20 protein-coding genes are annotated in these 25,898 nt (G+C 61.3%); 6 read left to right on the top strand and 14 right to left on the bottom strand.

Annotated elements, in window-relative coordinates; translation table 11 throughout:
- Nucleotides 1–15: 15 nt before the first annotated feature.
- From ACYVM5_RS15815 to ACYVM5_RS15860, 10 genes are all read right to left on the bottom strand, one after another.
- Entirely contained in the window at nt 16–678 is a 663-nt protein-coding gene (locus ACYVM5_RS15815; protein ID WP_460619077.1) for a hypothetical protein, read from the bottom strand.
- A 104-nt stretch (nt 679–782) separates the two neighbouring features.
- Nucleotides 783–1,445, bottom strand: a complete 663-nt coding sequence (locus ACYVM5_RS15820; RefSeq protein WP_460619078.1) for a hypothetical protein — start codon at nt 1,443–1,445, stop codon at nt 783–785.
- A 27-nt stretch (nt 1,446–1,472) separates the two neighbouring features.
- Nucleotides 1,473–2,201: a hypothetical protein gene (locus ACYVM5_RS15825; protein ID WP_460619079.1), complete on the bottom strand. Its 729-nt coding sequence runs from the start codon at nt 2,199–2,201 to the stop codon at nt 1,473–1,475.
- A 152-nt stretch (nt 2,202–2,353) separates the two neighbouring features.
- On the bottom strand, nt 2,354–4,294 hold the full coding sequence (gene dnaK, locus ACYVM5_RS15830; RefSeq protein ID WP_460619080.1) for an Hsp70 family protein: 1,941 nt from the start codon (nt 4,292–4,294) through the stop codon (nt 2,354–2,356).
- A 238-nt stretch (nt 4,295–4,532) separates the two neighbouring features.
- On the bottom strand, nt 4,533–5,138 hold the full coding sequence (locus ACYVM5_RS15835) for an immunity 53 family protein (RefSeq protein WP_460619081.1): 606 nt from the start codon (nt 5,136–5,138) through the stop codon (nt 4,533–4,535).
- A 27-nt stretch (nt 5,139–5,165) separates the two neighbouring features.
- A complete protein-coding gene (locus ACYVM5_RS15840; RefSeq protein ID WP_460619082.1) occupies nt 5,166–6,131 on the bottom strand; it encodes an alpha/beta hydrolase in 966 nt (321 codons plus the stop codon).
- An 8-nt stretch (nt 6,132–6,139) separates the two neighbouring features.
- The gene (locus ACYVM5_RS15845; RefSeq protein WP_460619083.1) at nt 6,140–6,727 is read right to left on the bottom strand and encodes a pseudouridine synthase family protein; all 588 of its coding nucleotides are present in this window, start codon (nt 6,725–6,727) and stop codon (nt 6,140–6,142) included.
- Nucleotides 6,728–6,817: 90 nt separating this feature from the next.
- Nucleotides 6,818–7,948, bottom strand: a complete 1,131-nt coding sequence (locus ACYVM5_RS15850) for an MBL fold metallo-hydrolase (RefSeq protein WP_460619084.1) — start codon at nt 7,946–7,948, stop codon at nt 6,818–6,820.
- Between the two features lie 4 nt (nt 7,949–7,952).
- Entirely contained in the window at nt 7,953–8,633 is a 681-nt protein-coding gene (locus tag ACYVM5_RS15855; protein ID WP_460619085.1) for a Rossmann-fold NAD(P)-binding domain-containing protein, read from the bottom strand.
- A gap of 116 nt (nt 8,634–8,749) precedes the next feature.
- A complete protein-coding gene (locus ACYVM5_RS15860) occupies nt 8,750–10,831 on the bottom strand; it encodes a VWA domain-containing protein (RefSeq protein WP_460619086.1) in 2,082 nt (693 codons plus the stop codon).
- Between the two features lie 689 nt (nt 10,832–11,520).
- Between ACYVM5_RS15860 and ACYVM5_RS15865 the strand changes: the two genes are divergently transcribed.
- The gene (locus ACYVM5_RS15865) at nt 11,521–15,006 is read left to right on the top strand and encodes a beta strand repeat-containing protein (RefSeq protein ID WP_460619087.1); all 3,486 of its coding nucleotides are present in this window, start codon (nt 11,521–11,523) and stop codon (nt 15,004–15,006) included.
- Here the strand turns inward: ACYVM5_RS15865 and ACYVM5_RS15870 are convergent.
- The gene (locus ACYVM5_RS15870; RefSeq protein ID WP_460619088.1) at nt 15,003–15,680 is read right to left on the bottom strand and encodes a C40 family peptidase; all 678 of its coding nucleotides are present in this window, start codon (nt 15,678–15,680) and stop codon (nt 15,003–15,005) included. The two genes, ACYVM5_RS15865 and ACYVM5_RS15870, sit on opposite strands and share 4 nt — an antisense overlap.
- Nucleotides 15,681–15,750: 70 nt before the next feature.
- Here ACYVM5_RS15870 and ACYVM5_RS15875 point away from each other — a divergent pair, with 70 nt between their 5' ends.
- The gene (locus ACYVM5_RS15875) at nt 15,751–16,446 is read left to right on the top strand and encodes a hypothetical protein (RefSeq protein WP_460619089.1); all 696 of its coding nucleotides are present in this window, start codon (nt 15,751–15,753) and stop codon (nt 16,444–16,446) included.
- 56 nt (nt 16,447–16,502) lie between these two features.
- On the opposite strand, the gene fabG is transcribed toward ACYVM5_RS15875, so the two are convergent.
- A complete protein-coding gene (gene fabG, locus ACYVM5_RS15880; RefSeq protein ID WP_460619090.1) occupies nt 16,503–17,252 on the bottom strand; it encodes a beta-ketoacyl-ACP reductase in 750 nt (249 codons plus the stop codon).
- Between the two features lie 135 nt (nt 17,253–17,387).
- Here fabG and ACYVM5_RS15885 point away from each other — a divergent pair, with 135 nt between their 5' ends.
- On the top strand, nt 17,388–18,629 hold the full coding sequence (locus ACYVM5_RS15885; protein ID WP_460619091.1) for an NAD(P)/FAD-dependent oxidoreductase: 1,242 nt from the start codon (nt 17,388–17,390) through the stop codon (nt 18,627–18,629).
- Between the two features lie 115 nt (nt 18,630–18,744).
- Here the strand turns inward: ACYVM5_RS15885 and ACYVM5_RS15890 are convergent, their stop codons facing one another.
- Nucleotides 18,745–19,668, bottom strand: coding sequence for a tetratricopeptide repeat protein (locus ACYVM5_RS15890; RefSeq protein ID WP_460619092.1), 924 nt, complete (start codon nt 19,666–19,668; stop codon nt 18,745–18,747).
- A gap of 222 nt (nt 19,669–19,890) precedes the next feature.
- Between ACYVM5_RS15890 and lpdA the strand changes: the two genes are divergently transcribed.
- On the top strand, nt 19,891–21,285 hold the full coding sequence (gene lpdA / locus ACYVM5_RS15895; protein ID WP_460619093.1) for a dihydrolipoyl dehydrogenase: 1,395 nt from the start codon (nt 19,891–19,893) through the stop codon (nt 21,283–21,285).
- 207 nt (nt 21,286–21,492) lie between these two features.
- Nucleotides 21,493–22,377, top strand: coding sequence for a RhuM family protein (gene rhuM, locus ACYVM5_RS15900; protein ID WP_460620192.1), 885 nt, complete (start codon nt 21,493–21,495; stop codon nt 22,375–22,377).
- Between the two features lie 56 nt (nt 22,378–22,433).
- On the opposite strand, the gene ACYVM5_RS15905 is transcribed toward rhuM, so the two are convergent.
- On the bottom strand, nt 22,434–24,320 hold the full coding sequence (locus ACYVM5_RS15905; protein WP_460619094.1) for a chloride channel protein: 1,887 nt from the start codon (nt 24,318–24,320) through the stop codon (nt 22,434–22,436).
- Nucleotides 24,321–24,612: 292 nt separating this feature from the next.
- Here ACYVM5_RS15905 and sbcD point away from each other — a divergent pair, with 292 nt between their 5' ends.
- Entirely contained in the window at nt 24,613–25,866 is a 1,254-nt protein-coding gene (sbcD, locus tag ACYVM5_RS15910) for an exonuclease subunit SbcD (protein ID WP_460619095.1), read from the top strand.
- The last annotated feature ends 32 nt before the right edge of the window (nt 25,867–25,898 follow it).

Raw genomic sequence — 25,898 nt, forward strand, 5'->3', positions numbered from 1 at the left:
GCCGTGCGTCCCGTGCTACTTTACTGCGGCTTTTTTCGCCGTCACCAGCTCCACGGTCTCAAAGCCGGCGGGTGGCACCTGGCGGCCGTTGGCCCCCACGTACATAGGCCGAATCTGCACGGTGAGGCGGCGGTTGGCGGCGGTGAAATCGGTGAGGCCGGCGGCGAAGGCGGCCGGGGTGCTACCGGCGAGCTGGGCCGGCTTCACGTTGAGGTCAACGGTGATGGGCAGGGTTTCGATGGCGCTGGACTCTACGGTGGTGCCCGCGCCGGTGGTGCCGGCGGTCAGCTCCTTGCCGTCGAGGAGCAGCTTGTAGTCGAGCTGCTTGAGCTGAATGCTGGTGGTAGCGCTGGGGTTTTTGGCGTACACGCGCATTTTGAGGTGAAGGGGCAGGTTGCCCTTTTGCAGTGCGGTTTGGAGCTGGGCCTGCTGGGGGGAGGCAATGTCGGTGGCCTGGCGCACAAACAGGATGTCCTGGCCGCCGAGCTTGGCTTCGTCGATGAAATTGAGGCGGTACTGCATCAGGCTGTACGCTTCGTTTTCGAGGGCTTCGGTCGAGACGTTTTTGCCGGTGGGCTTGTCTTTTACTTGTTCACTCACGCTGCACGAAGCAGCGGCAATTAGCAGCGAGCCCAAAGCCAGGGCGCGGGCGGGAGACAGGAGGGAAGAAACTTTCATAAAAAGGGAAGCAAGAAATCGAAATAGAAGCGAGGCTGGCACTAAGCGCCGCCGTGGGCGTGCTTACGCGAATGCGGGGCCAATGGCTGCAAAGGTAAGCCCGGCTATTGCGGCATCATTGCCACGCGCCACGCAATCCAAAGGATGAAGCTGGCCGCCCCAAGCGTCATAATGCGCAGGCCGTGCACCCGGTCGCGGGCCGAATAGCCGGGGATTTGACGGCCATCATTCAGGGTTTTCTTGTGCGAATACAGCTCCCAGCCCATAAAAATGGCCCCGAAGCCGCCCAGCAACGCAAACAAATACCCCAGCCGGATGCGGCCGGCGTTGTTGCGCTCCGGCTTATTCTGCTCCACCACGCGGTGCTCGCGCAGCAGTCGGACGGCATCGGCCGATACATCGCGGCCCCGCTGCCGCAGCAGTTGCCCGGCCAGGCTCACGTCGAGCGGGCTCCATTCTTCGGGCTTGGCCAGCAGGTCAAACAGCTCGGCGTCGGAGAAGCTGAACAGGTAATGGTCGGGGCTGAGCGTGGCCAGGGCGTCGCGGTTGGCCTCTTCCTGCAAGCGGCGCACCCACTCAAAGTCGGCCCCGTGCAGCTTCACCACGAAGGTGGCGTAGGTGTTGTTGAAGGTAAATGCCGGGTTGAAAACGGGCTCGCCGGTATCAGTAGCGGTTTCGAAGGGAATGGCGCGCTGCCGCAGCATCGTCAGCAGCGGCTGGGCCGCCTCAGCCGAGGGAAACGACTGGAATGGTAGAAAATCGAGCATGGAAAAAACTATGGGGTGACTGCCGATTTATGGCGTGCGCTCGCAAATGAGCTGGCGGGTTACCGTTTGGTACGTGAGAAACTGCCCGCGCACTTTGCGCTCGACTACGGTGCTGGTGTGAAACACGAGCCGGCCCGCCGGGTCCAGACCCACCAGCGACACATTGCCGCTGCTTTTCGTCGTTCCGTACAGCAGCAGGTAGCGTTGGTTGAGCAGCACGTAGTTGCGGTGGTTTCGGTTTCGGCGCAGCGAGGCCGGCTTCAGTTCCAGCTTGCTTCCCGTGAATCGGACCGTGAACGGGCCGGGGGTGTCCTTCGCTGTCACGCTGCGGTAAAACTTCTGGTCGGCTATCGAAAACGAGTCGATGTGCGTGATGAGCCGGTTGGCCACGCCCTGCCATTCGCCCACCAGGCGTTGTGCGTCGGCAATGCGGGTGGTTGTGTCCAATTGGGCGTAAGGGCTGGCCGAGTTGGCGCACCACCAGGTGTCCACGCCGTTGGCAGCCATGAAATCAAGGCCCAGCTGGGTTTTCCTGATTTCGGGAGGCAGTAGCCGATGGTAGCGGGCGTAGTCTTTTTCCCACTGTTCGGCAGGATTGATGGTCGGCAGCGCGATGCAGTAATTGAGCGGAAATCGGGAGGTGTCGGCCGTACTGGCGTGGCCAAGAAACGGCCGCACCGGAATCTTGGCGGCCGGCGTGGCCTCCGAGCCACCCAGCGCCGGTTTATCCTGCGCCACTACGGCAGCGCTACTCAAAAACACCAGAAACCCAATCAGCCAAAGCTTACAATTCCAGCCAGTCAACATGCCATAAACCTACAAAAAAAGGCCGGAAGCATGCGCCTCCGGCCTTTTTTCTTATTCACAAAATCCGTGGAATCCGAAAAATCCGAGCGAATCCGTGGTCCTTATTTACCGTCTACTTCTTCGTAGTCCACATCGGTTACGTGGTCGCCAGCAGGCTGGCCCTGGCCGTTGCCGTCCTGGGGCTGGCCGTCGCCGCCGGGGAAGCCCCCGCCGGGCTGGCCACCTTCGGCACCACCAGCGGCGTACATCTCCTGCGAGGCAGCCTGCCAGGCGGCATTCATGGCCTCCATAGCCGTGTCAATACGGGCGAGGTCTTTGGCTTCGTGGGCCGATTTGAGGTCGGCCAAGGCACCTTCGATGGCGGTTTTGTTGCCACCGCTCAGCTTCTCACCGTACTCTTTCAGCTGCTTCTCGGTCTGGAAAATCATCGAGTCGGCGGCGTTCACTTTGGTGATGCGCTCGGTCTCGGCTTTGTCCGACTCAGCATTGGCGGCGGCTTCATCGCGCATGCGCTTGATATCGTCCTCGCTCAGGCCGCTGCTGGCTTCGATGCGGATTTTCTGCTCTTTGCCGGTGCCTTTGTCCTTGGCGGTTACGTTCAGGATGCCGTTGGCGTCGATGTCGAAGATTACCTCAATTTGCGGCACGCCACGAGGTGCGGGCGGGATGCTGTCGAGGTGGAACTTGCCGATGGTGCGGTTCTGCGCGGCCAGCGGACGCTCGCCTTGCAGCACGTGGATTTCAACCGAAGGCTGGTTGTCCGAGGCCGTCGAGAAGGTTTCCGATTTCTTGGTCGGGATGGTCGTGTTCGACTCGATGAGTTTGGTCATCACGCCGCCCATCGTCTCGATGCCGAGCGAAAGCGGGGTCACGTCGAGCAGCAGCACGTCCTTCACCTCGCCAGTCAGCACACCGCCCTGGATGGCAGCACCGATGGCTACTACTTCGTCGGGGTTCACGCCTTTGGAAGGCTTCTTGCCGAAGAATTTCTCCACTTCCTCCTGAATGCGGGGAATGCGGGTCGAGCCACCCACGAGGATAACCTCGTTGATATCCGAAGTAGACAAGCCAGCGTCTTGCAGGGCCTTTTTCACGGGCTCCATCGAGCGGCGCACGAGGTCATCGGCGAGCTGTTCAAACTTGGCGCGGCTCAGTTTCACCACCAAGTGCTTGGGGCCCGAGGCCGTAGCGGTGATGTAGGGCAGGTTGATTTCGGTTTCGGTCGAGCTGGAGAGCTCTACTTTGGCTTTCTCAGCGGCTTCTTTTAGGCGCTGGAGGGCCATGGGGTCTTTGCGCAGGTCGAGGCCTTCGTTTTCGCTGCTGAACTGGTCGGCGAGGAAGTTGATGATAACCTGGTCGAAGTCGTCGCCGCCGAGGTGGGTATCACCGTTGGTGCTCAATACTTCGAATACGCCGTCGCCAAGCTCCAGGATGGAGATATCGAACGTGCCACCGCCGAGGTCATACACGGCAATTTTCTGGTCTTTATGCTTCTTGTCGAGGCCGTAAGCCAGGGCGGCTGCGGTGGGCTCGTTGATGATGCGCTTCACGTCGAGGCCGGCGATGGCACCGGCCTCTTTGGTGGCCTGGCGCTGGGCGTCGTTGAAGTAAGCGGGCACCGTGATAACGGCTTCGGTTACGGGCTGGCCGAGGTAATCCTCAGCGGTTTGCTTCATTTTCTGGAGCACCATGGCCGAGATTTCCTGCGGCGTGTAGTTGCGGTCACCGATTTTCACGGCTACGGTGTTGTTGGCACCGGCTACTACCTGGTAGGAAACGTGCTTTTGCTCGGCGGTCACTTCGTTGAAGTGGCGGCCCATGAAGCGCTTGATGCTGGAAATCGTATTCTGGGGGTTGGTCACGGCCTGGCGCTTAGCCGGGTCGCCCACTTTGCGCTCGCCCTTGCCCCCGTCGAGGAAAGCGACGATGCTGGGGGTGGTGCGGCGGCCTTCGCTGTTGGGAATTACAACGGGTTCGTTGCCTTCCATTACGGCTACGCACGAGTTGGTGGTGCCGAGGTCAATGCCGATTATTTTGCCCATGATAGGGGGTGTGTTGGGTTAAGAAGAGTGGAGTTTGTCAGGTTTGAAGCAGCTTTGCAGCCGCTACCGGGGGATTACAAGCAACGTACCAGCGTCGTTTTGGTGACAGATTGTCACCGATTCGGCCCGGCGTGAGAGATTATCCGACGCGGTGGCGGGATTTGTTGCAAAGGGTCAAAATTTTCCTGACAAGGGGGCGGAAAGGGCGGTTGCTGAAGCTTCCGCAGCAACTCGAGTATCATTTTTTGAGTGGCGCAACTAAAAAGGTGTTATCGCCAGCGTGGAGAAATGAAGGTTCTATCAGGTCACCAATATTATAATCTGTACCTAATTCCAATATATTAGCCTCCAATACATCCGATAAATCAGGCTCATTAATGAAGTCCCAATTATACGATGGCGGAAAGCTCGGATTATCAATTGATACAATTCTCATTGCCGACTCGGAGATGACAGTCGCTTCAGCCTTCAGCCATAACTTCCCTTCATAATCTCGGACAGGAAGGCGCACATCGTAGGTAAATTCAGTATTAATATGTTCAGGTAGAAAGGTGTCGAGGAAATAGGTGAGGATTTCAGTGAGATTTTCAGGACCCCCAACACCTTCGAAATTTCCTTTTTCGACCTTATAGGCAATCCAGTTTGTTGTACTGCGTTCGTGCAATACGGAAGGCATATCACTTGCATCAAGGCAAGTGTCTTTCAAATTAATTGTAACTATCCATCCGGGATTATCTAATGTCTGAACAGAGATTCCATGCCAAATGGAAACGCCATAATCGTGCTCCCAATCTCCATTGCAATTGATGGTGTACCAGCGCTGAATTCGTTGTAATAAGTCCATGCAGCGAATAACGATGAATCCGACGACTCAGCGCCCCAGAAATTCCCGCGTCTGCTGCTCCCAATCGGCGGCGTAACGGTGCCAGTAAGGCTCATGGCCCACGCCGGGGAAGTCGTGGCGGGCTTTGGGGCCGGCGAGGTGGGCGAAGATGGCATCGGTTTCGGCGCGGGTCACGCGCGGGTCGGCGGTGCCCCAGAGCAGGAGGGTGGGCATGTGGATTTGGCTGGCGTAATGCTCGGCGTTGAGGCCGTAGGCCCAGAAGCCGTTTTGCACGCCGCCCCAGAACACCAGCAAATCGGCCATCGGGAAACCAGGGACGTGCATAGATTCGAAGCGGTTGTAGGCCGTTTGGCGCATGTTGCCGTAGGGACATTCCAGGATGTTGGCGGTGGGACGGACACGTAAATCGGCTTCGGCCCGCATTATTGCCACTGCACCCATGCTCACACCATAAAGAATAAGTGCGTGGCCTTTGGTTGTTGTTGCACTATCGTTATCATACAACCATGCCACAGCAGCGGCCACATCGTCGGCCTCGCGGTAGCCCACGGTGGTGCGGAAACCGGCCGAGTTACCGTTGCCGGCTTGGTCCACGAGCAGCACGTTGTAGCCCAGGCGGCGGAAGTAGCCGGCCTCGTGGGTGAGGTGCGACTTGCTGCTGGTGTAGCCGTGAAACAGGGCCACGGTGCCGCGCGCCTGGCTGCTGTCGGGGCGGGCATACCAGGCTTCGAGGGGGCCGTTGGGGCTGGCAATGCGCACGGTTTCGACCGGGAAACCGGGTTTGGGGCCGTTTCGGGGCTTGGGGTTGCGGATGCCGGTGAGCAGCAACCAGAGCTTCTGGCCGGGGCTGAGCTGCTCGGGGTTGGGCGAGTGCAGGCCGGGCTCGTTGGAGAAATGCGTGAAGCGCCAGGCGTGGAAGAAGGCCACGGCATTCATCGTGGCGAAGCCGGTGAGGAGCAGTAGGAGTAGCCAGCGGCGGGAGCGTTTTAGCATAATCGGGCTCAGAAACGCCGCGCCACGCCGGATATTTTACGCAGCAAATCCACTTCCGCTTGGGTCAAATCGCGCCACTCGCCGGGCTGCAACTTGCCCAGTCCCAGCGGCCCGATGGCCGCCCGCACCAGCCGCAGACACGGCAGGCCCACGGCGGCGCACATCTTGCGCACCTGCCGGTTCATGCCCTGCGAAATCTGGATTTCCAGCCAGCTGGTGGGGATGCTGGCGCGGTAGCGGATGGGCGGGGTGCGCGGCCAGAGGTGGGCGGGCTCGGGCAGCTCGGTGGCTTCGCCGGGGGCGGTGAGGCCTTCTTTTATCTGCACGCCGCGCCGCAGCAGCTGCAAGGCTTCTTCGGAAACCAGGCCTTCGACCTGGGCCCAGTAGGTTTTCGGGACTTTGAACTTGGGGTCGCTGAGGCGGTGCTGGAGCTGCTTGTCGTCGGTGAGTAGGAGCAGGCCCTCGCTGTCGAAATCGAGTCGGCCGACGGGGTACACGTTGGGCACGGGCACGAAATCCTTGAGCGTGGCGCGGCCGTGCTCGTCGGTGAACTGGGTGAGGACTTCGTAGGGCTTGTTGAGGAGGATGTAACGCATCGTAGCGCGGACTTTGTAGTCCGCGGGTATAAGTCTTGTGGGTTGGCCGGCAGCAGGCAACTTGTTCAATCGCGGACTACAAAGTCCACGCTACTTTTCCCACCAGCGCGACTTTGGCAGCTCGGTGCCCAAAGTTACGGGCTCGCCCAGGTGGGGCGTGGTGATGGGCTGCCCCAGGCGGGCGGCCTCGGCGGTGGCGCGGGTCACGGGCTCGTTCCAGGCGTGGAGGGATTCGGTAAACGCGCCCCAGTGCACGGGCATCATCACGGCGGCGCGCACGTCGCGGGCGGCCTGCACGCTTTGCTCAGGCTTCATGTGGATATCGGCCCAGCTCTCGTTGTATTGCCCGCACTCAACCAGCGCCAAATCGAACGGGCCATACTGCCGGCCGATGGCGGCAAAATGCGGCCCGTAGCCGCCATCGCCGGTGTAGAAAACGCGTTTGGCCGGTGCCTGCACCACCCAGGAGCACCACAGCGTGGAGTTGCGGTTGGTGAGGCCGCGCCCCGAAAAGTGGCGGCTGGGCGTGCAGCGCAGCGTGAGGCCGGGGATGGCGGCGCTGTCGCCCCAGTTCATTTCGGTGATGCGCGCAGCCGGCACCCCCCACGCCCGCAGGTGCGGGCCAATGCCAAGCGGCACGTAAAAATGGCCCACCTTGTCCTTGATTTTGCGGATGGTGGCGTAGTCGAGGTGGTCGTAATGGTCGTGCGAAATGAGGACGGCGGCGATGGGCGGCAGCTTTTCCGGTGTGATGGCCAGGCTGCGGTTGTAGCGCTTGGGGGTGGCCCAGCTCACGGGGCCCATCTTCACGCTCAGCATGGGGTCGAGCAGAATGTTCTGGCCCGCGATTTCGACCAGGCTGGCCGAGTGGCCAAACCACGTCACGCGCACCAGTTCGGGCGTTTTGTGGGTGATGGCCAGCGAATCGAGCGGCTGCTGGGGCAGGGGGGCGGGCGGGGCCGCCTGCGGCGATTTATGAAACAGGAATTTCCACATCACAGAGGGCATGCTGCCGCCGGTCATTTCCCGGGTCGGAATCAGGTTGACGAATTTGTCCTCCTGCGCATTGTAATGGCCCGATTTGAGGTAGACTGCCTTGTCGGCCCTGGTGGGCGTACCCCCCAGCTGCGGGCTGAGGCTGGTGAAGGCCACCACCGCAATAAGTAAGGTACCGAGGATGCCGCCGGTTGCCATCAGAATTTTCTTTAAGAATTGGCGCATGTGCTTAGTCGCGCGGTGCGGCAGTGCTGTGGGCCAGGGCCACAATGTCGCGCACTTCGAGCACGGGTTTGGTGTAGCCGAAATCGGCGGCGTTAATCATGGCCTGGCCTACTTCCTGCATGGTGCTCACAAACTGCGGGGTCAGCTTGCGGGCCAGCGGATACAGCCAGGCAATGGCGCCGTAATACTTCAGAATATTGCGCTGGCCGGGCGTGGCCTTCATAAAGCCCGGCCGGAACATATAAGCTGCGTAGAAGGGCAGCGTCAGTAGCTCGGTTTCGGTGCGGCCCTTCACGCGGGCCCAGTGCTGGCTGCTTTTTTCGGCGCTGTCGGTGCCCGCGCCGGATACGTAGATGAACGTCATATCCGAATTTAGTCGTGCGAGCGTCTTAGCCACGGCCAGCGTCATGTCGTGGGTGATGCGTTCGTATTCTTCTTTCGAAATGCCCACCGACGACACCCCCGCGCAGAAAAAACAGGCGTTGTAGCCCGTCAGCTGGCTTTCCACGGCGCTCAGGTTGGCCAGGTCGGGCACCAGCAGCTCGCGCATTTTGGCGTGGCTGCGGCCGGTGGGCTTGCGCGTGAGCACTAGCACGTGCTCCACGGTGGGGTTCTCCAGGCATTCGAGCAGAACGCCCTCGCCCACCATGCCGGTGGCCCCGGTCAGGATGACTCGTAGTTTCATAGGGATGAGGTAAAGTAGGAGGGAGGACGCAGTGAGGGCGTTTCTACTTTACGCAGATGCCAAAAGAACGGTGTGGAGACGCATCCTTGCGTCTCCACACCGTTCGATGCTCTGATTTATACGCTGCCCGAATACTTCCGCACGGCCCATTCCACCGTCAGGAAAGCCAGAATAACGAAGAAAATCCACTTCAGATTTATCAGGTCTTTCAGGTCTTCTTCGGCCGTAATCACCGGCTTGTAGTTGGCCTTGATGATGTCCTGCGCCAACTTATCCAGTTGGGCCGGGTAGTACAGCCGCGCACCACTGCGGCGCGAAAGCTGCGCCAGCAGGTTGTGGTCGGCCTTCGATTCCAGGGCTTCGAGGGGCTGGGATTGCACCAGCAGTTCCCCCACGTCCTGCTGGGGCTGGCCGCCCAGCGTGGCGCGGGCCTGAATGCGGTATAGACCGGCGGGCAGCGGCCCCAGGTGCAGGGGCGAGCCGTCCTCGGGGTTGGCGAAGGAGAAGCGGCGGGCCTGCTTTTTCTCGTCGGTCAGCGTCAGGTCAATTTGCTGGTTGTAGAGGCGCTCGAACACGGCGTTGTAGGTTTCGGCCCCGAGGGTCACGTCGTCCTGGGTGCCGAACACATCCTGCGTGGGGTACACGTCGAGGCGCTTTTTGTTGGCGTTTTGGGTGAGGAGCTGGAGCGTGCGGATGATGAGGCGGTCGTAGGCTTCGGGCTTGTCGTCGTGGGCCACGGCCTCGCTCAGGCGCCATTGCCAGCTGCCATCGGTGAGCAGCGTGGCCTGGCGGCGGTCCGTAGCGCCACCGAAAACCAGCAGGGGCTTCTGGGTGGGCACGCGGCCCACGCGCTGCCAGAGCGCGGCCTCGGCTCCCGGGCCCAGGCGCAGCTCGCCAAATGGCACCGGCGCGGGCGGGTACTGCGCAAAGCGGCGGGCCGATTCCTCGTCCGTCGCAAACCGGGCAAAACCAGGGTTGGGCAGCGGCGTCACTTCATCGGTCTGCGCCCCGCGCGGCTGCACGGTGAGGCCCGCGCCGAGCTGGTTATAAGCCCCCAAATCGGACTGCGCCCCAATAATATAGAGCGCCGGGGTGCGCCGGGCCTTCACCTGGGCCAGAATCTCATTGCCGAGCCCGCCCTGGGCCGGCAGCTGGTGCAGAATGGCCACATCGAAATCAGCCCCGGCTTTGAGCGGCTGCACGCCGGGCAGGGCCAGGGTGAGGTCGAAGTTGTCGTTGGCCAGAATGGCGGCGCGCAGGGCCTTGAGGTCGGGGTGGGGGGCCGCGCCGGCCAGCAGCACGCGCAGCTTGCCCTTCACAATTTCGATGAAGGCCGTGCGGGCGTTGTTCAGTTCGGTAAACTCGCCGGCCTGGGGCACGATGCGCACCTCGTAGCGCCGCTTGCCGGGCGCGGGTGCCGTAAGCTGGAAGGTGGTGCGCACCCGGCGGCGGCCGGCCGGCAGGGCCACGCGGCGGTTGTCGAGCACCCGGCTGCCCTCGCGCAATTCCACCGTGGCCGCGCCACCGGCGTAGCCTTCAAAGCCCAGCTCGGCCTCGATGGGGAATTTATTGCCGCTGAAGGCCACGCGGTTATAGGTAAGGCCGGTCAGGCGCAGGTCGCGCTTGGGGATGGTGTCGCCCACGGCCACGCTGTAAATCGGGAAGTTGAAATCGGAGTAGGCGGGGCTGCGGCCCCGGTTCACGAGGCCGTCGCTCAGAAGCACCACGCCGGCCAGGTTGCGGTCCTCGTAGGCGTCGCGGGTGCCGCTGAGCAGCTGGTCGAGGTCAGAAGTGGCAGCGGAAAAGCGCAGCGAATCGAGCCGGGCCGGGCGGGCGGGTGTGGAGGTCAGGCTGCGGGTTTCGACGGTGAAGCCCTTGCTGCGCAGCGTTTCGGCAAGACGGGCGAGGCCGGTGGTGGCCTGGCTGAGCACGTTTTTGGGCGTAAATAATTCGACCGACTGCGAGTTGTCGACGGCCAGCACCAGCGCTGGCGCTTCGGTGTGCGTGGTGGTTGTCCGGATGACCGGGGCCAGCAGCAGGTAGCACAAAAAGCTCACCACCGCGAAGCGCAGGGCGGCCAGCGCGTAGTTGCGCTGCTTGCTCCAGGGCGCGTTGGCCGAGTATTGCAGGGCCGCGTAGCCTGCGCCTACGGCCAGGCAGAGCAGGATAAACCAGGAGGAATATTGAGTGGTCAGCAAACGGATATCGGATTGAATCAGCGCTAAAGGTCGGCCCGCGCCGCTAAAGTTGCAGCCGGCCGCTGCTTCAACGGCTGGGCGTGGCTGGCTGTTTGGTGCCAGGCGCACGGTTTGCCAACAAAATTATGCCCCGGCGAACTTGCCGGCTGCGGCTAAAGTCGGTGGCAGAAGCGGTAAAGCGAAGTCGCTTGGAAATCCCTTTTGCGAAATGAAGCAGCACCAACCGGGCACCAGCGGCCCGCATGAGCCTTCTTAAAGTGAGAATGAGGATAGTTAATAATAAGAATTTAATATTTTGTTTATAATATTATGGAAGGCTTACGTCCGGAGAGGTGAGCATTATGTTGACATAAATAATTGGAAAACAATGATATTATGCATGAAAAGGTATGCCTGTCTGGTAGGCCAGGGTTGCTGCCATTCGGTTTGCGCCAAAGCTCCGGCATGGTAAATCGTCGACTTCGTGGCGCATAAGGTCGTATAAGCCCATGAAAATGGAGGAGCTGCGACCTGCACATCGCCAAAGCCAGGCGCTGCTAGCCGGCAGGTGCGGCTGAACTGCCCACATTGCTTCTTCTGCTTTCTACCAATAGCCCGTTGCTAAACCATGCCTCACGGTCTGGCAGCGCATGCCCTGTATCCAAAAACATAGAAACATATAATTTCTAACACTTATTAATAAACGCGCCATGCCAATTCTGTACACTTCCTTCCGTGATTTGAAATTGCTGATTGCTGCCTTGTGCACCGGCTTGGCCATACTGGCCGGTTCCGGCACGGCGCTGGCCCAAACCCGCATTTTATTTGTGGGCAACAGCTTCACCCACGGCTACGTCGCACCCGTGCTCAACTACAACGCTGCGGCTATTTTCGACGAGAATTACGGGTTGCCCGCAAACTCCCCGCGGCACGAAAGCGACGGCACAGGGCCGTGGGGTGGCGTACCCGGCATTTTCAAGCGGTTCACCGACGAGGCGGGCCTGGCCTATGAAGTGCACATCGAAGCCATCAATGGCGTGGACCTTACCTACCACTACACCAACGCCCTCGCGGTTATCGGGCGACCGGCCGGCTGGGACAAAGTGGTGCTGCAGGAGTTAAGCACCGGCCCATTGCCGACGAATAAAGGCGGCAACCCGGCCGACTTTTTCACTTATACCACGCGGCTGGAACAAGCGGTTCATTCGGCGAACGCGGCGGCCAGGGTGTACTTATACGAAACCTGGGCGCGGGCCGACCTCACTTATCCGGCCGGCCAGCCGTATTCGGGGCAGCCCATTACGGCTATGGGCACGGACCTGCACAACGCCTACAGCCAGCTATTTACACAGGATGGGCATTTTGAAGCAGTGGCGCCCGTGGGCGATGCCTGGCAGCTGGCCATGCAAACCGGGGTGGCCATGCCCAACCCTTATAATCCCACCGCCGGCCAGCTCGACCTGTGGTCCAGCTATTTCCACGCCAGCAAATGGGGCTCGTACCTGAGTGCCTGTGTGTTGTTTGGCCAAATCACGGGGGCGGACCCGCGCAGCCTGGGGACCGGTGAAACTGCCGCTGCCGACCTGGGTATTGCGCCGGCCGATGCCGTGGCCTTGCAGCAAGTGGCTTACAACCAGCTAAGTGCTACGACCAGTCCTGCCACATATTCCCTTTCGGTAGCGGCCACTGGCAGCGGTACGGTGACCAAGAGCCCGGACCAGGCCAGCTACGCGAGTGGCACGAGCGTGAGCCTGACGGCTACCCCAGCGGCGGGCTTCGCCTTCACGGGCTGGAGCGGCGACGCCACGGGCACGACCAATCCGCTGACCGTGACCATGACGGCCAACAAGACCATCACCGCCACCTTCACGGCCGTGGCCCCGACTACCTACACCTTGACCACGGCCATTACCGGTAATGGTACAGTCGTTAAAGACCCGGACCAGGCCACGTATGCCAGTGGTGCTAGCGTGAGCCTGACGGCTACCGCTGCCGCCGGCTACACCTTTAGTGGCTGGAGCGGCGACGCGACGGGCACGGCCAATCCGATGACGGTGACCATGACGGCTAATAAAAACATCACCGCCACGTTCATTGCTGTCCCGCCTGCTACTTATACCCTGGCCACCAGCACCGTGGGCACGGGCACGGTCACCAAAAGTCCGAATCAGGCCAGCTATGCCAGTGGCAGCAGCGTGACGCTCACGGCCACGGCCGGGGCGGGCTTCACCTTCACGGGCTGGAGCGGCGATGCCACGGGTAGCACCAATCCGCTCACCGTCACGATGACGGCCAATAAGGCCATTACCGCCACTTTCACGGCTACTGGCCAAAGCGTGGTGAGCTATATGCTGGTAAACGCCGATAGCAACACGGATATTCAGGTAATTGCGACGGGCGCGACGCTCAACCTGGCTACGCTGCCCACCCGCAACCTGAATATCCGGGCCACTACCAATCCGGCCACGGTGGGCAGTGTCGTCTTCGCCCTGCGCGGAACGCAAACCCAGAACCAGACCGAAACGGCGGCCCCTTACTCGCTGTTCGGCGATAACGGCGCGGGCAAATACAATTCCTGGACGCCGGCAGTGGGCAGTTATACCCTCACGGCTACGCCTTACACGGCGGGCAGTGGCAATGGCACGGCCGGCACGCCGCTCAGCATCAGCTTCAGTGTATCGAATCAGGCCGCTCCGGCCAATTATTCGCTCACTGTTAATACGGTTGGCAGCGGCACGGTGACCAAAAACCCGGACCAGCCCAGCTACCCCAGCGGCACCAACGTGACGCTGACGGCTACCCCAGCGGCGGGCTTCACCTTCACGGGCTGGAGCGGCAGCGCCACGGGCAGCACCAACCCGCTTACCGTAGCTGTGACGGCCAACAAAAACATCACCGCCACCTTCACGGCTGTGGCCCCAACGACGTACACGCTGACCACGGCCACGGTGGGCACGGGCTCGGTGACGAAAAACCCAAACGCCGCTACTTACGCCAGCGGTAGCAGCGTAACGCTCACGGCCACGGCCGGGGCGGGCTACACCTTCACGGGCTGGAGCGGCGATGCCAGCGGCACGGCCAATCCGATGACGGTGACGATGACGGCCAACAAGACCATCACCGCCACTTTCACGGCCGTGGCCCCGACGACGTACACGCTGACCACGGCCACTACCGGCAGTGGCACGGTAACTAAAAACCCTAACCAGGCTACCTATTCCAGCGGCACCACGGTCAGCCTAACGGCCACGCCCGCCGCCGGCTACCAGTTCAGCGGCTGGAGCGGCGATGCCAGCGGCAGCACCAATCCATTGACGGTGACGATGACGGCTAATAAGGCCATCACGGCCACTTTCACGGCCACTACCACTGGCGGCACTGGCCTAACCTTTTACCGCGCCCTGAATATCAACGGCAACGCGCTGGTGCTGGACGGCCAAAACTGGGAAGCCGCCACGGGCGCGGCCAACTTCACCGTGACGGGGACGCGGTTTGCGAATCAGAACGTAACCCTGAACCCTGCCACCGACGCTCTCCGGGCCAGCATGATTCGCTCGTCGGTGTACGGTCCCAGCATCGACGCGACCCTGCGCAACGTGCCGGCGGGCACCTACGCCGTGTACGCCTACGTGTGGGAGGACAATAGCCCGGAGACCTTCGATGTGCGCGTGCAGGGCCAGGTAGTACTGGCCAACTACAACAGCGGCCCGGCGGGGCGCTGGAGCCTGCTGGGGCCATACACTGCCACCGTCACCGGCAACGGAACGTTGGTACTGAGCACCAGTGGCGGCTACGCCAACCTGTCGGGGGTGGAAGTGTGGCGCCAGAACACAACCAGTGCAGCCAGAACCATTCTGAACTCGGAATTAAACAGCGCCACGCAGCCGTCCCCGTCAACCGGCATCAGCCACACCCCGGATGAGGCGAGATTAACCGGTGCCACCGGCAGCGCCATGCCTCAGGTGTACCCCAACCCAACCGATGACGGCCGGCTGTGGGTAGCGCTGCCCGATGATGTTGAGGGGCCGGTGGCTTACTCTCTGGTATCGGTGCTGGGAGCTAAGCTGGCAAGTGGCCAGCTGACCGGGACCGTTCAGCCGCTCGACTTCTCTCGTGAGATTACCACTTCCGGCCTGTACTATCTGCTGCTGAAAGGCCGGAATCAGCGTGCCCAAATCAAGCTGGTGCGGCCTTAGCGGGCCAGCACGGTAATCAGTTCGGGACTGCGGAAGATGCTGACCGGCGAAATGACGGTTTCATTCAGCGGCAGCTTGTCGCCGTAACGCTCGCGCAGCTTGGCTTGCACGGTGGGGTGGTTCAGGTCGAAATCGCGTAGCTGCTGCAGCTGCCCCAGCCGCCGGCCCAGCCCGCGCTCATACACTTTCCAGATGAGCTCGGAACAATAAATCTGGTCGTCGGACCAGCCGAAATACAGGTCGTAGCTGTGCCCCCGCATCGGCTGCCCGGCCGCTTTCAGGCGGGCCAGGGCGGCGGGTATGAGGGCCGTGGCCGCATCGCGCAGCCGCTTGGTGACGAAGTGGCCGCCCTGGCCCCGCGCCACCCAATCGGCCAGCGGCGTGCGCTTCACCGGCTGCACGGCTTCGAATACCTGCCAGTTTGCCCCATCCTTGTACACGATACCACAATGGCTCCAGGGCGAGTGCGTGGCCAGTTGAATGGCCCGGCTCTGGGCCGATTGAGAGGTGTGAAAAATCAGGTCGCCTTCGCAAAGCTGAGCTGCAACTTGGTTCGCAGTAGCCGTCGCGGCGCGGTGGCTCTGGTAGCGGAGCAGGCGGCGATGCAGGCGCGGGTAGGCGGCAAGGGCGAGGGCGGCCAGCAGCAGAAAGGGGAGGAGCAGGCGGCGGGTCATTGTCTTACAGTGCAAGTCAACTAGCCATGCGCTCTTGCTAGCTTTAGGAAAATTTAGCCAATTGCGACGCATGCGTAATACTACTCTGGTTTGCATTTGTCTGCTTGTTACCGCTGCTGCCTGCGAGCAAGCTAATAAGAAGATAAATGCTGTTGCCCCTTCAGCCCTGAGAGCCGATGCAAGTGCTGCTCCAGCTACAACTGCTCGCCCGTCGATACCGCCCAAACCAATCTCAGCTGCCGCTTTTTTGGCACGGGAACGCGCTGATTCCTTACGCGTAATAGCCGTACTCGCAAAAGCTGATTCCACGGTCGAGTTCGAAGATTATTCAGAAGGAGACCTCAATGGCGATGGGCAATGGGATTACTTGGTATTGACCCGTTCGAGACGTCCCATCGAAAAACTCGCCGAAGATGTTAATTATGGCCGAAAAGTATTCATTGTCCTCAATGCCGGAGCCGCCGGGTTCCGGGTGGCAGCTGTCAGCAAGAATTTGGTAGGCTGCACCGACTGCGGCGGTGCCGGCGTAGGCGACCCGTTTCAAAGTTTTGAGGCCTATGACCAGGGTTTTAAGGTGACGCAATTATTCGGGGCCTGCGATAAAACGGAGTACGTCAGCGAGTTTGCGTACGACCCAGCCCGGCATGATTGGTTTCTGAAAAGCAGAAGCGAATCAAGCTATTCTTGCAACGACACAACGGCCACAGTGCACGAAAACAACGAGGGCCCGCGCGATTTCGGCCGCGTCAGCTTTTCCGATGCTTAGGAAAAGCTGACGCGGCCGAAATCGCGCGGGCCCTCGTTGAAGGCTTTTGCTTTTTCTTACGTCAGCATCCCCCCATCCACTTGCAGCACCTGGCCAGTGATGTAGGCTGAATCGTCCGATGCCAGAAACGCCGTGGCCTTCGCCACGTCCTCCGGACGGCCGCCGCGCTTGAGCGGGATGGCCTTGCGCCACTCGTCCACCTGCTTGGGGTCGAGGGCGTCGGTCATTTCGGTTTCGATGAAGCCGGGGGCCACTGCGTTGCAACGGATGTTGCGCGAGCCCAGCTCCAGCGCCACCGATTTGGTGAAGCCGATAATGCCGGCTTTGCTGGCCGCATAGTTGGCCTGCCCGGCATTGCCCTTGATGCCCACCACGCTGGTCATATTGATAATGGAGCCGCTTTTGGCGCGCATCATGGGCTTGGTGGCGGCTTTGGTGAGATTAAACACCGACTTGAGGTTTACGGTGAGCACGTTGTCCCACTGCTGCTCGCTCATACGCATCAGTAGGCCGTCCTGCGTGATGCCGGCGTTGTTGACGAGGATGTCGAGCTTGCCGAAATCGGCCACTACGTCTTCAATCAGCTTTTCGGCCTGGGCGTAGTCGGAGGCGTCGGAGCGGTAGCCTTTCACCTTCGTGCCGTTGGCCGAAAGCTCGGTTTCCAGGGCCTGGCCCTTCTCTACCGAGGATAAATACGTGAAGGCGACATCGGCGCCGAGCTGGGCAAAATGCGCCGCGATGGCGCGGCCAATTCCTTTGGAAGCGCCCGTCACGAGGGCCACTTTTCCGGTGAGTGTGTTGGTCATGGGGCGAAGGTAAGTAGCGCGGACTTTGTAGTCCGCGAGTGAGTGGTTTAGGAAATGGGTCTGACGAGAGAAGTCTCGCGGACTACAAAGTCCGCGCTACGTTCGCGCTGCAGCGGGCTAACTTCGCCCTACATTATGCCCCATCACGACATCTGCATTCTGGGCGCGGGCCCCGGCGGGGCCGCCGCGGCCCTGCACCTCGCCAACGCCGGCCAGCCCTGCCTGCTGCTGGACCGTGCCGCCTTCCCGCGCGATAAAACCTGCGGCGACGCCCTCAGCGGCAAGGTCATCAACGAGTTGAAGCGCATCGCGCCCGGCTTGCACGCCAAGCTCGCGGCCTCGCCCATCCAGATTCCAAGCTGGGGCATCGACTTCATCGCGCCCAACGGCCGCAAGCTCGGCATCCCCTTCAAGCCCAAGTTCGACAAGGCCACCGACCACACCGCCGGCCACGTGGCCAAGCGTATCGACTTCGATAATTTCCTGGTCGAAGAAGTGCGCCAGCGGCCCGAAATCGACTTCCGCGAAAACGTAGACGTGGCCCGCACCGAGCGCACCCCCACCGGCTGGCAGCTCTTCGACAAAGCTGGCCAGGAAATCGCCACCTGCCGCCTGCTCCTCGTCGCCAACGGTGCCCAGTCCGAGTTCGCCCGCAAAGTGGCCGGCCACGCCCTGGAGCCCGACCACCATTGCGCCGGCCTCCGCACCTACTACGACGGCGTAAGTGGCCTCAGCCCCGATAATTTCATCGAGCTGCACTTCATCAAGGACTTTCTGCCCGGCTACCTCTGGGTATTCCCGCTGCCCAACGGCCAGGCCAACGTAGGCGTGGGCATGCTCTCCAAAACCGTAGCCGATAAAAAAATCAACCTGCGCCAGCGCCTCGACGAGATTCTGGCCACGCACCCCACGCTGGCCCCGCGCTTCGCCGGGGCCACGCGGCTGGGTTCCGTCAAAGGCTTCGGCCTACCGCTGGGCTCGAAGCGGCGGGCGCTGTCGGGGGCGGGGTATTTCCTGCTCGGCGATGCCGGCTCGCTCATCGACCCATTCTCGGGCGAGGGCATTTCGCACGCCATGGTGAGCGGCCGCCACGCCGCCATCTGGGCCGTGGAGGCCGTGAAAAAATCCGATTTTAGCCCCGATTTCCTCAAAAACTACGACAAGGCCGTGTACAACCGTCTCGGCCAGGAGTTGCGCCTGAGCCGCGTAATGCAGCGCCTGCTCAACTTCCCCAGCCTCTTCAACATTGTGGCCAACCGCGCCGTGAACAACCCCACGCTGGCCGAAACCCTATCCATGATGTTCATGGATTTGGACCTGCGCGAGCGGCTGCGCCAGCCGAGTTTCTACTTCAAGCTATTTTTCGGCGGGAAGTAGCTTGGACTCTGCGAGTCCGAGCGCGAGCAGAGCGAGCATCGCGCGTCAGGGGATTCGTCCGGTTCCGGATGCTCGCTCTGCTCGCGGCTCGGACTCGCAGAGTCCAAGCTACGGCCTAGTGCTGGCCGGGCTTGGGGTGGTAGCCGGTGCCGGGCTTGGCTACCGGGGCGGGCTTGATGGGCGCTTTGCCCTCGTCGTTGCCCACGTAGCGGCGCAGGCTCTTGGCGGCCTCAGGGTTCAGCTTGGTGGCGCGTTCCAAGTCGCGACGGGCTTCGGATAATTTATCGAACGACGAGTAGCTGATGCCGCGGTATTCCCAGGCATCGGCGTAGGTCGAATCGAGCTGGATGGCTTTGGTAAAATCGGCCACGGCGGGCTTGTATTGGTACATCTGCATCTTGGCCACGCCCCGGCCGAAGTACGATTCCTTGTCATCGGCCCGGTACTTGATGGCGCCCGAGAAGTCGGTCGAAGCCGCTTTGTACTGCTTCATCATCAGGCGGTTCACGCCGCGGTTGTAGTAGGCGTCGGGGTTGTTGCGCTGGTACTTGATGGCCGTGGCGTAGTCGGGCAAGGCCTCCGCGTAGTTCTTGAGGTAACTTTTGGCCTTGGCGCGTTGCAGGTAAGCCGCCGAATTTTTGGGGTCTACTTTCAGAATGGCGTCGGCATTGGCCAGCATATTGCGGTAGTCGAGGGCCGTCATTTTCTTCTCTTTCTCCCGCTCGGCCGAGGCCGCCGAGGCCGACAGCGCATTCGGGTCGGGCCGGTCGGCGGCCAGCGCGGCAGCCGAGGCGGCATCCGAAGCCACGGCGGTGGCGGGCGTGGCGGCAATGCCGTTGGCTTCGCCGGTGGTCCGGGCGTCGGGGGCCGAAGTAGCCGCACCGGTCGAGTCAGGGCGGCGCGCGTCGGATACGGGCGGCATGTTCAAAAGCTGGCTGGTGTTGCCCGATTTCTCTTTTTCAGTAACGGTGGTGGCGCAGTTGGTGAGAAAAGCGAGCAACCCGAGGGCCGCCATAGGAGCGCGAAAATGTGGTTTCATGGAATTGCAGAAAATGTGTGGCCACGGCAAGTTGCGCCGGAGCCGGGCCTTATACGGGAAAATTGAAAAATTGGCTGCCAGCACAGAGCGCGCCAAAATCTTGTTGGCAAGATAACCCGGCGGCCACTACAATCCCGACGCGGCGCGGCGGCTATCTTTACGGCTCGTAATGGGTGGGCCCCCCAGCCGGGCCCGGTTTTCTTTTTTCTTTCGCAGCATTCTATGGCATTGCAATTTGATTTGGTCGTGGTCGGCAGCGGCCCCGGCGGGTACGTAGCCGCCATTCGGGCGTCGCAGTTGGGTTTGAAAGTGGGCGTTATCGAGCGCGAGTCGCTGGGTGGCATTTGCCTCAACTGGGGCTGCATTCCCACCAAAGCCCTGCTCAAAAGCGCGCAGGTGTTCGAGTACCTCAACCACGCCGCCGACTATGGCCTGAAGGCCGAAGGCATTGGCTACGACTTCGGCGCTGTGATTTCGCGCAGCCGGGGCGTGGCCGACGGCATGAGCAAGGGCATCAACTTCCTGTTCAAAAAAAATAAAATTGAAGCCGTGATGGGCACCGGCAAAGTGGTGGCCCCCGGCAAAGTGGAGGTAACCAAAGCCGACGGCAGCAAGGAAATGGTGGAAGCCAAATCCATCATCCTGGCCACCGGCGCCCGCTCGCGCGAGCTGCCCACCATGCCGGTTGACAACAAGAAAATCATCGGCTACCGCAAGGCCATGAGCATGGAGCAACTGCCCAAGCGCCTCGTGGTGGTAGGTTCGGGCGCCATCGGCGTCGAGTTTGCCTACTTTTACCGCACCATGGGTTCGGAGGTGACGGTGGTGGAGTTTCTGCCCCGCATCGTGCCCGTGGAGGACGAGGAAGTGTCGCGCCAGATGGAGAAGTCGTTCCGCAAAATCGGCGTGAACGTGCTCACCAGCGCCGAAGTAACCAAAGTGGACACCAGCGGCGAAGGCTGCAAAGTGACCATCAAAACCGCCAAAGGCGAGCAGGTGATTGAGTGCGACGTGGTGCTGAGCGCCGTGGGCGTAACCACCAACCTCGAAAACATCGGCATCGAAGAGCTGGGCATCAAAGTAGAGCGCGGCCGCGTGCTGGTGGACGACTTCTACCAGACCAACGTGCCCGGCATCTACGCCATTGGCGACATCGTGCCCGGCCCCGCGCTGGCCCACGTCGCCTCGGCCGAAGGCATCATCTGCGTTGAGAAAATTGCCGGCCACCACCCCGAGCCCCTCAACTACCAGAACATCCCCGGCTGCACCTACGCCTCGCCCGAAATCGCCAGCGTGGGCTACACCGAAGCCGAAGCCAAAGCCAAAGGCTACGACGTGCTGGTGGGCAAGTTCCCCTTCTCGGCCTCGGGCAAAGCCAGCGCCGCTGGTGCCAAAGACGGCTTCGTGAAAGTCATTTTCGACAAGAAGTACGGCGAGTGGCTCGGTGCCCACATGATTGGCATGAACGTGACCGAGATGATTGCCGAGGTAGTGGTGGCCCGCAAGCTGGAAACCACTGGCATGGAAATCATAAAGGCTGTGCACCCGCACCCCACCATGTCGGAAGCCATTATGGAAGCTGCCGCGGCGGCTTATGGCGAGGTGATTCACCTGTAGCATTTTAGAAGCTCAAGCAACCGAGAGGCCCGGCTGATTCAGTCGGGCCTCTTTCGTTTGGGCAGGATTTTATCCTACTATCTTGTTCTTGTAATCCCGACCCCTATGAATTCTACCGATAATGTTCTGCTCTACCAAGCTTCTGATGGCCAAACACAATTGGAAGTGCAGTTGGACCACGAAACGGTTTGGCTAACGCAGGCGCAGATGATTGAATTGTTTGATACAACCAAACAGAATGTTAGCCTACACATTCGGAATTTGTTCCGTGAGGCTGAGTTAGCGGAAGATTCAGTTGTCAAGGAATCCTTGACAACTGCCGCCGATGGAAAAAGCTACCGCGTCAAGCACTATAATCTGGATGTCATCATCTCGGTAGGCTACCGCGTGAAGTCCTTGCGCGGCACGCACTTCCGCCAGTGGGCCACCAACATCCTGCGCCAATATCTTGTGCAGGGCTATGCGCTGAATGAAAAGCGCCTGCGTGAAAGCGCCCGCCAATTGGCCGACCTCAAGCGACTGGTGCAACTGCAAGGCGAAGTAGCCGCGAATCAGGAGTTGACTTCGGACCAGTCGGACGCCCTGCTACGGGTGCTAGGCGACTACGCCCGCGCACTTGACGTACTCGACCAGTACGACCACCAACGCCTGCGGGTGCGTGGCACGGCTATCGAAGAGCCCTTCGAACTAACTTACGAAGCTGGGCTGGAGGCGGTGGACAGCCTGCGCACGCAGTTTGGGGGCAGCGCTCTGTTTGGACGGGAAAAGGATGCTTCATTCCAAAGCTCAGTACGCTCTATTTATCAGAGTTTCGGCGGCGAGGACTTGTACCCGAGCGTGGAGGAAAAAGCGGCTAATTTGCTGTATTTTGTGGTGAAGAACCACTCGTTTTCGGATGGTAATAAGCGCATCGCGGCCTTCCTGTTCGTCTGGTTTCTGGACCGCAACTACTGCCTGTACCACCCCGACGGCACGCGCCGACTGGCCGACAATGCACTAGTGGCCCTCACGTTGCTCATTGCCGAAAGCAAACCAGAGGACAAAACCACGATGATAACGCTGGTGGTGAACCTGATTAATCAAGACAATTAAAAAGCCTCCCGCATGGTGCGGGAGGCTTTTCGATGAATCAGCCAATTTCAAGCGGCTTACTCAATCTCCGATTTCTGCTTCTGGAACATGGCCTGGCCGCGCAGCAGCACGCGCAGGCTTTTGCGTTTGAGCGAAATGTTGGAAGCCATGTTGCCGTCGTCGTCGAGGCGGTTTTTGTAGGCCGTCAGGATGTCGCGGTAGGAAATCACGCCGCTCACTTGCGCCTTGCTGCCGAGCACGGGCAGCACATCCACGTTTTCGCGGGCCATGCGCTCCACGGCGGTGCGTAGGGTATCGGTGGCCAGCAGGGTGGAGGAGCGGGGCTGGAGCAGGGCGCTAATGGGCGCGTTTTCGTCGGCGTGCCAGCCGGCCAGGGCCACCGTGCTCACAATGCCGGCGAAAGCGCCGTCGGGGTTCACCACCACTAAGTGCGGGCCGGTGTGTTCGGCCTCGCGCTCGGTCCAAGTGCGCACTTCGGCAATGGTATTGTCGGTGCTGATGGCCAGCATGCCGTTTTGCAGTACGCGGCCCACGTTCACTTTGTCGAGCAGGTCGGGCTCGTAGTCGACGGGCGTTTTCACGCCGCGGCGGGCAATTTTTTCGGTCATAATGGTATTGCCCATCAGCAGAAACGACACCAGGTAAGCGCCGGTGCAGGCACCCAGCAGCGGCAGCAACGCCTGCGCCTGGCCCGTACCCTCCACCGCAAACACGATGGACGTGAGCAGCGCCCGCGACGCGCCTGCAAACATGGCAGCCATGCCCACCAGCGCCGCCAGCGGAATGACGATATCCGAGGCCGGAAAGAAGTGCCGGATGGCCACGCCCAGCAGCGCGCCCGTGGCCCCGCCAATAGTGAGCAGCGGCGCCAGCGTGCCGCCCGACGTGCCGCTGCCCAGTGAAATGGCCCACGAAGCAAACTTCAATAAGCACAGTGTCAGCAGCAAACTCAGGGGCGCATTGCCGGACAACACGGCGGTGATGTTCTCATAGCCCACGCCCATGGTGCGCGGCGCAAAGTAGCCGATGCCGCCCACGGCCAGTCCGCCCAGCGCCGGCCACCACGCCCAGTGAATGGGCAGTTCTTCGAACAGGTCCTCAATGAAATACACGATTTTGGTGATGCCCACCGAGGCCAGTCCAATCAGCAGGCCAATGGCGCTATAGGTAGCCAGCGCACCATTGCTGGGGGCCAGCAGCGCGGGCATGGGAAACGTCGGGCCTTGCTCAAACAGCAAGTGGTGCCCCGCCGCCCCCGTGATGCAGGCCAGCGCCACCGGCAGCAGCGAGCGCGGCGAAAACTCAAACAGCAGCAGCTCGATGGCCAGGAAAACCGCTGCGATGGGCGTGCCGAAAATGGCCGACATGCCCGCCGTCGCGCCCGCTGCTAGTAGCACCTTGCGCTCGTGGTGGGTGATTTTGATGAGCTGGCCCAGCGTGGAGCCCAGCGCCCCGCCGGTGGCAATAATCGGCCCCTCGGCCCCAAACGGCCCGCCCGTACCAATGGAAATAGCCGCCGACAACGGCTTCAGGTACATAATGGAAGGCTTGATGCGGCTCTGGTTGGTGAGAATCTGCTCCATGGCTTCCGGGATGCCGTGGCCGCGAATGGCTTTCGAACCATAAATGGCCATCAGGCTCACCAACAAACCGCCCAGCGCAGGCATGAGAATAACCCAGAGGCCGAGGTGGTTATCGGCCGGGCTGTGGTATTCTACCGAGGCCGTGCCGTGGAAAACCAGGTTGGTGACGAGGTTGATGAGATACACCAGCAGGCGGGCCACGAAGCTGATGACCACGGCCACCAGCACGGCCAGGGCCGAAATGCGCACCAGACGCTGCTTGTCGGGGGCCACGCGGGGCCGCACGCCGTCATCGGCCAGGGTAGAATCGAGGGAAGGGGCAATGGGAATACCGGCCTGGGCCAGTGGCGAATGTTTCATAGAAGATGGAAAAGGGTGAAGCGCAGACCAACGAATTGGCGGTGCATTTTAATACCAACTTCATGAAAGCGGGATGAGTGCCCCGCCACCCGGATATTCGTTGAGAATAACGGGGTGCGCCTTTGAGCGGTTGTAAGTCCAGGGCATCATGGCTTTGGCTGGTTTTATTGAACAGGCCAGCCGGAAAGCCAAATCCGTCTGTGGACTTTGGCCGACCTTTGTGGGTGAATTTTCTGCTTCGATTTTCGTTGCAGCAGTTCTTCGCCTTTCTCAACTACCGCAACTTTTCCAAATGCGCGTCCTTCACACCGCCGACTGGCACCTCGGCCAGCACTTCCTCACCGGCCAGGAGCGCACCACCGAGCAACAGGCTTTTCTCGACTGGCTGCTGCTGACGGTGCAGGCCCAGGCCATTGAGGTGCTGGTAATAGCCGGCGATATTTTCGATACCCAAACGCCGTCCTACACGGCACAGGAGTTGTATTACACTTTCCTGGTGAAGATGCAGGCCACCGGCTGCCGCGACATTGTGGTGGTGGGCGGCAACCACGATTCGCCCACCATGCTCAATGCTTCGCGGCGGCTATTGCGGCAGCTGCGCATCCACGTAGTGGGCGGCGTGCCCACCGATGCGACCGAGCAAATCCTGCACCTCAACGCCGCCGATGGCCGGCCGGGGCTGGTGGTGTGCGCCGTGCCTTTCCTGCGCGACCGCGACATCCGCCTGGCCGTGGCCGGCGAAACCCCCGACGACCGCCAACTCCGCATCCGCCAGAGTATTGCCGGCCACTACGCCGCCCTGGCCGACCACGAATCCGTAGTGCGCCAGCGCGAGCACGACGTGCCCGTGCTGGCCACCGGCCACCTCTACGCGGCCGGCGGCGAAGCCCGCGAAGGGGCCGAGCGCGACGTGCACATTGGTGGCCTAGGCCTGATTGGGGCCGAGCATTTCCCGGCTGCGTTCGACTACGTGGCGCTGGGCCACCTGCACCGCCCGCAGCTGGTGGGCGGGCGGGCGCACATCCGCTACTCGGGCTCGCCGGTGCCGCTATCCTTCACCGAAGCCGACGACCGACAGCAGGTGCTGCTGCTCGAGTTTAGTGGGGCCGGCGCGCCGGCCATCACCAGCCTGCCCGTGCCGGTAGCGCGGCGCTTGCAGCGCTTCCACGGCACGCTGGAAGAGGTGGAAGCCGACATTCTGGCTTTTGATAATTCGGCTTTCCCACTGGTGGCCTGGGCCGATGTGCTGGTGCGCTCCGACGAAACGCCCGCCGAGGTGCAGCGTCGCGTGCAGGCCGTATTGCAGCTGCAAAAGGCCCAGGTGCTGGCCCCGCGCGGCGTGCGCCACCAGCGCGCCACTGAGGTTGCGGACCTGGCCGAAAGCACGATGCCGCTGGCCCTGCTGCATGAATTAACCGTGGACGAAGTGTTTAGCCGCCGCGTGGCCAGCCTGCCGCCCGAGCGGGCTGCCGCCCTGGCCGCCACCTTCGGCGAGCTGCGCCAGCTGCTGGCCGAAGCCGACCCGCTGGCCTGGGGCGGACAGTAGCGCGCAATACGCCGCGCGCTGCTGCCCGGCTG

This window comes from Hymenobacter ruber (assembly GCF_054783255.1).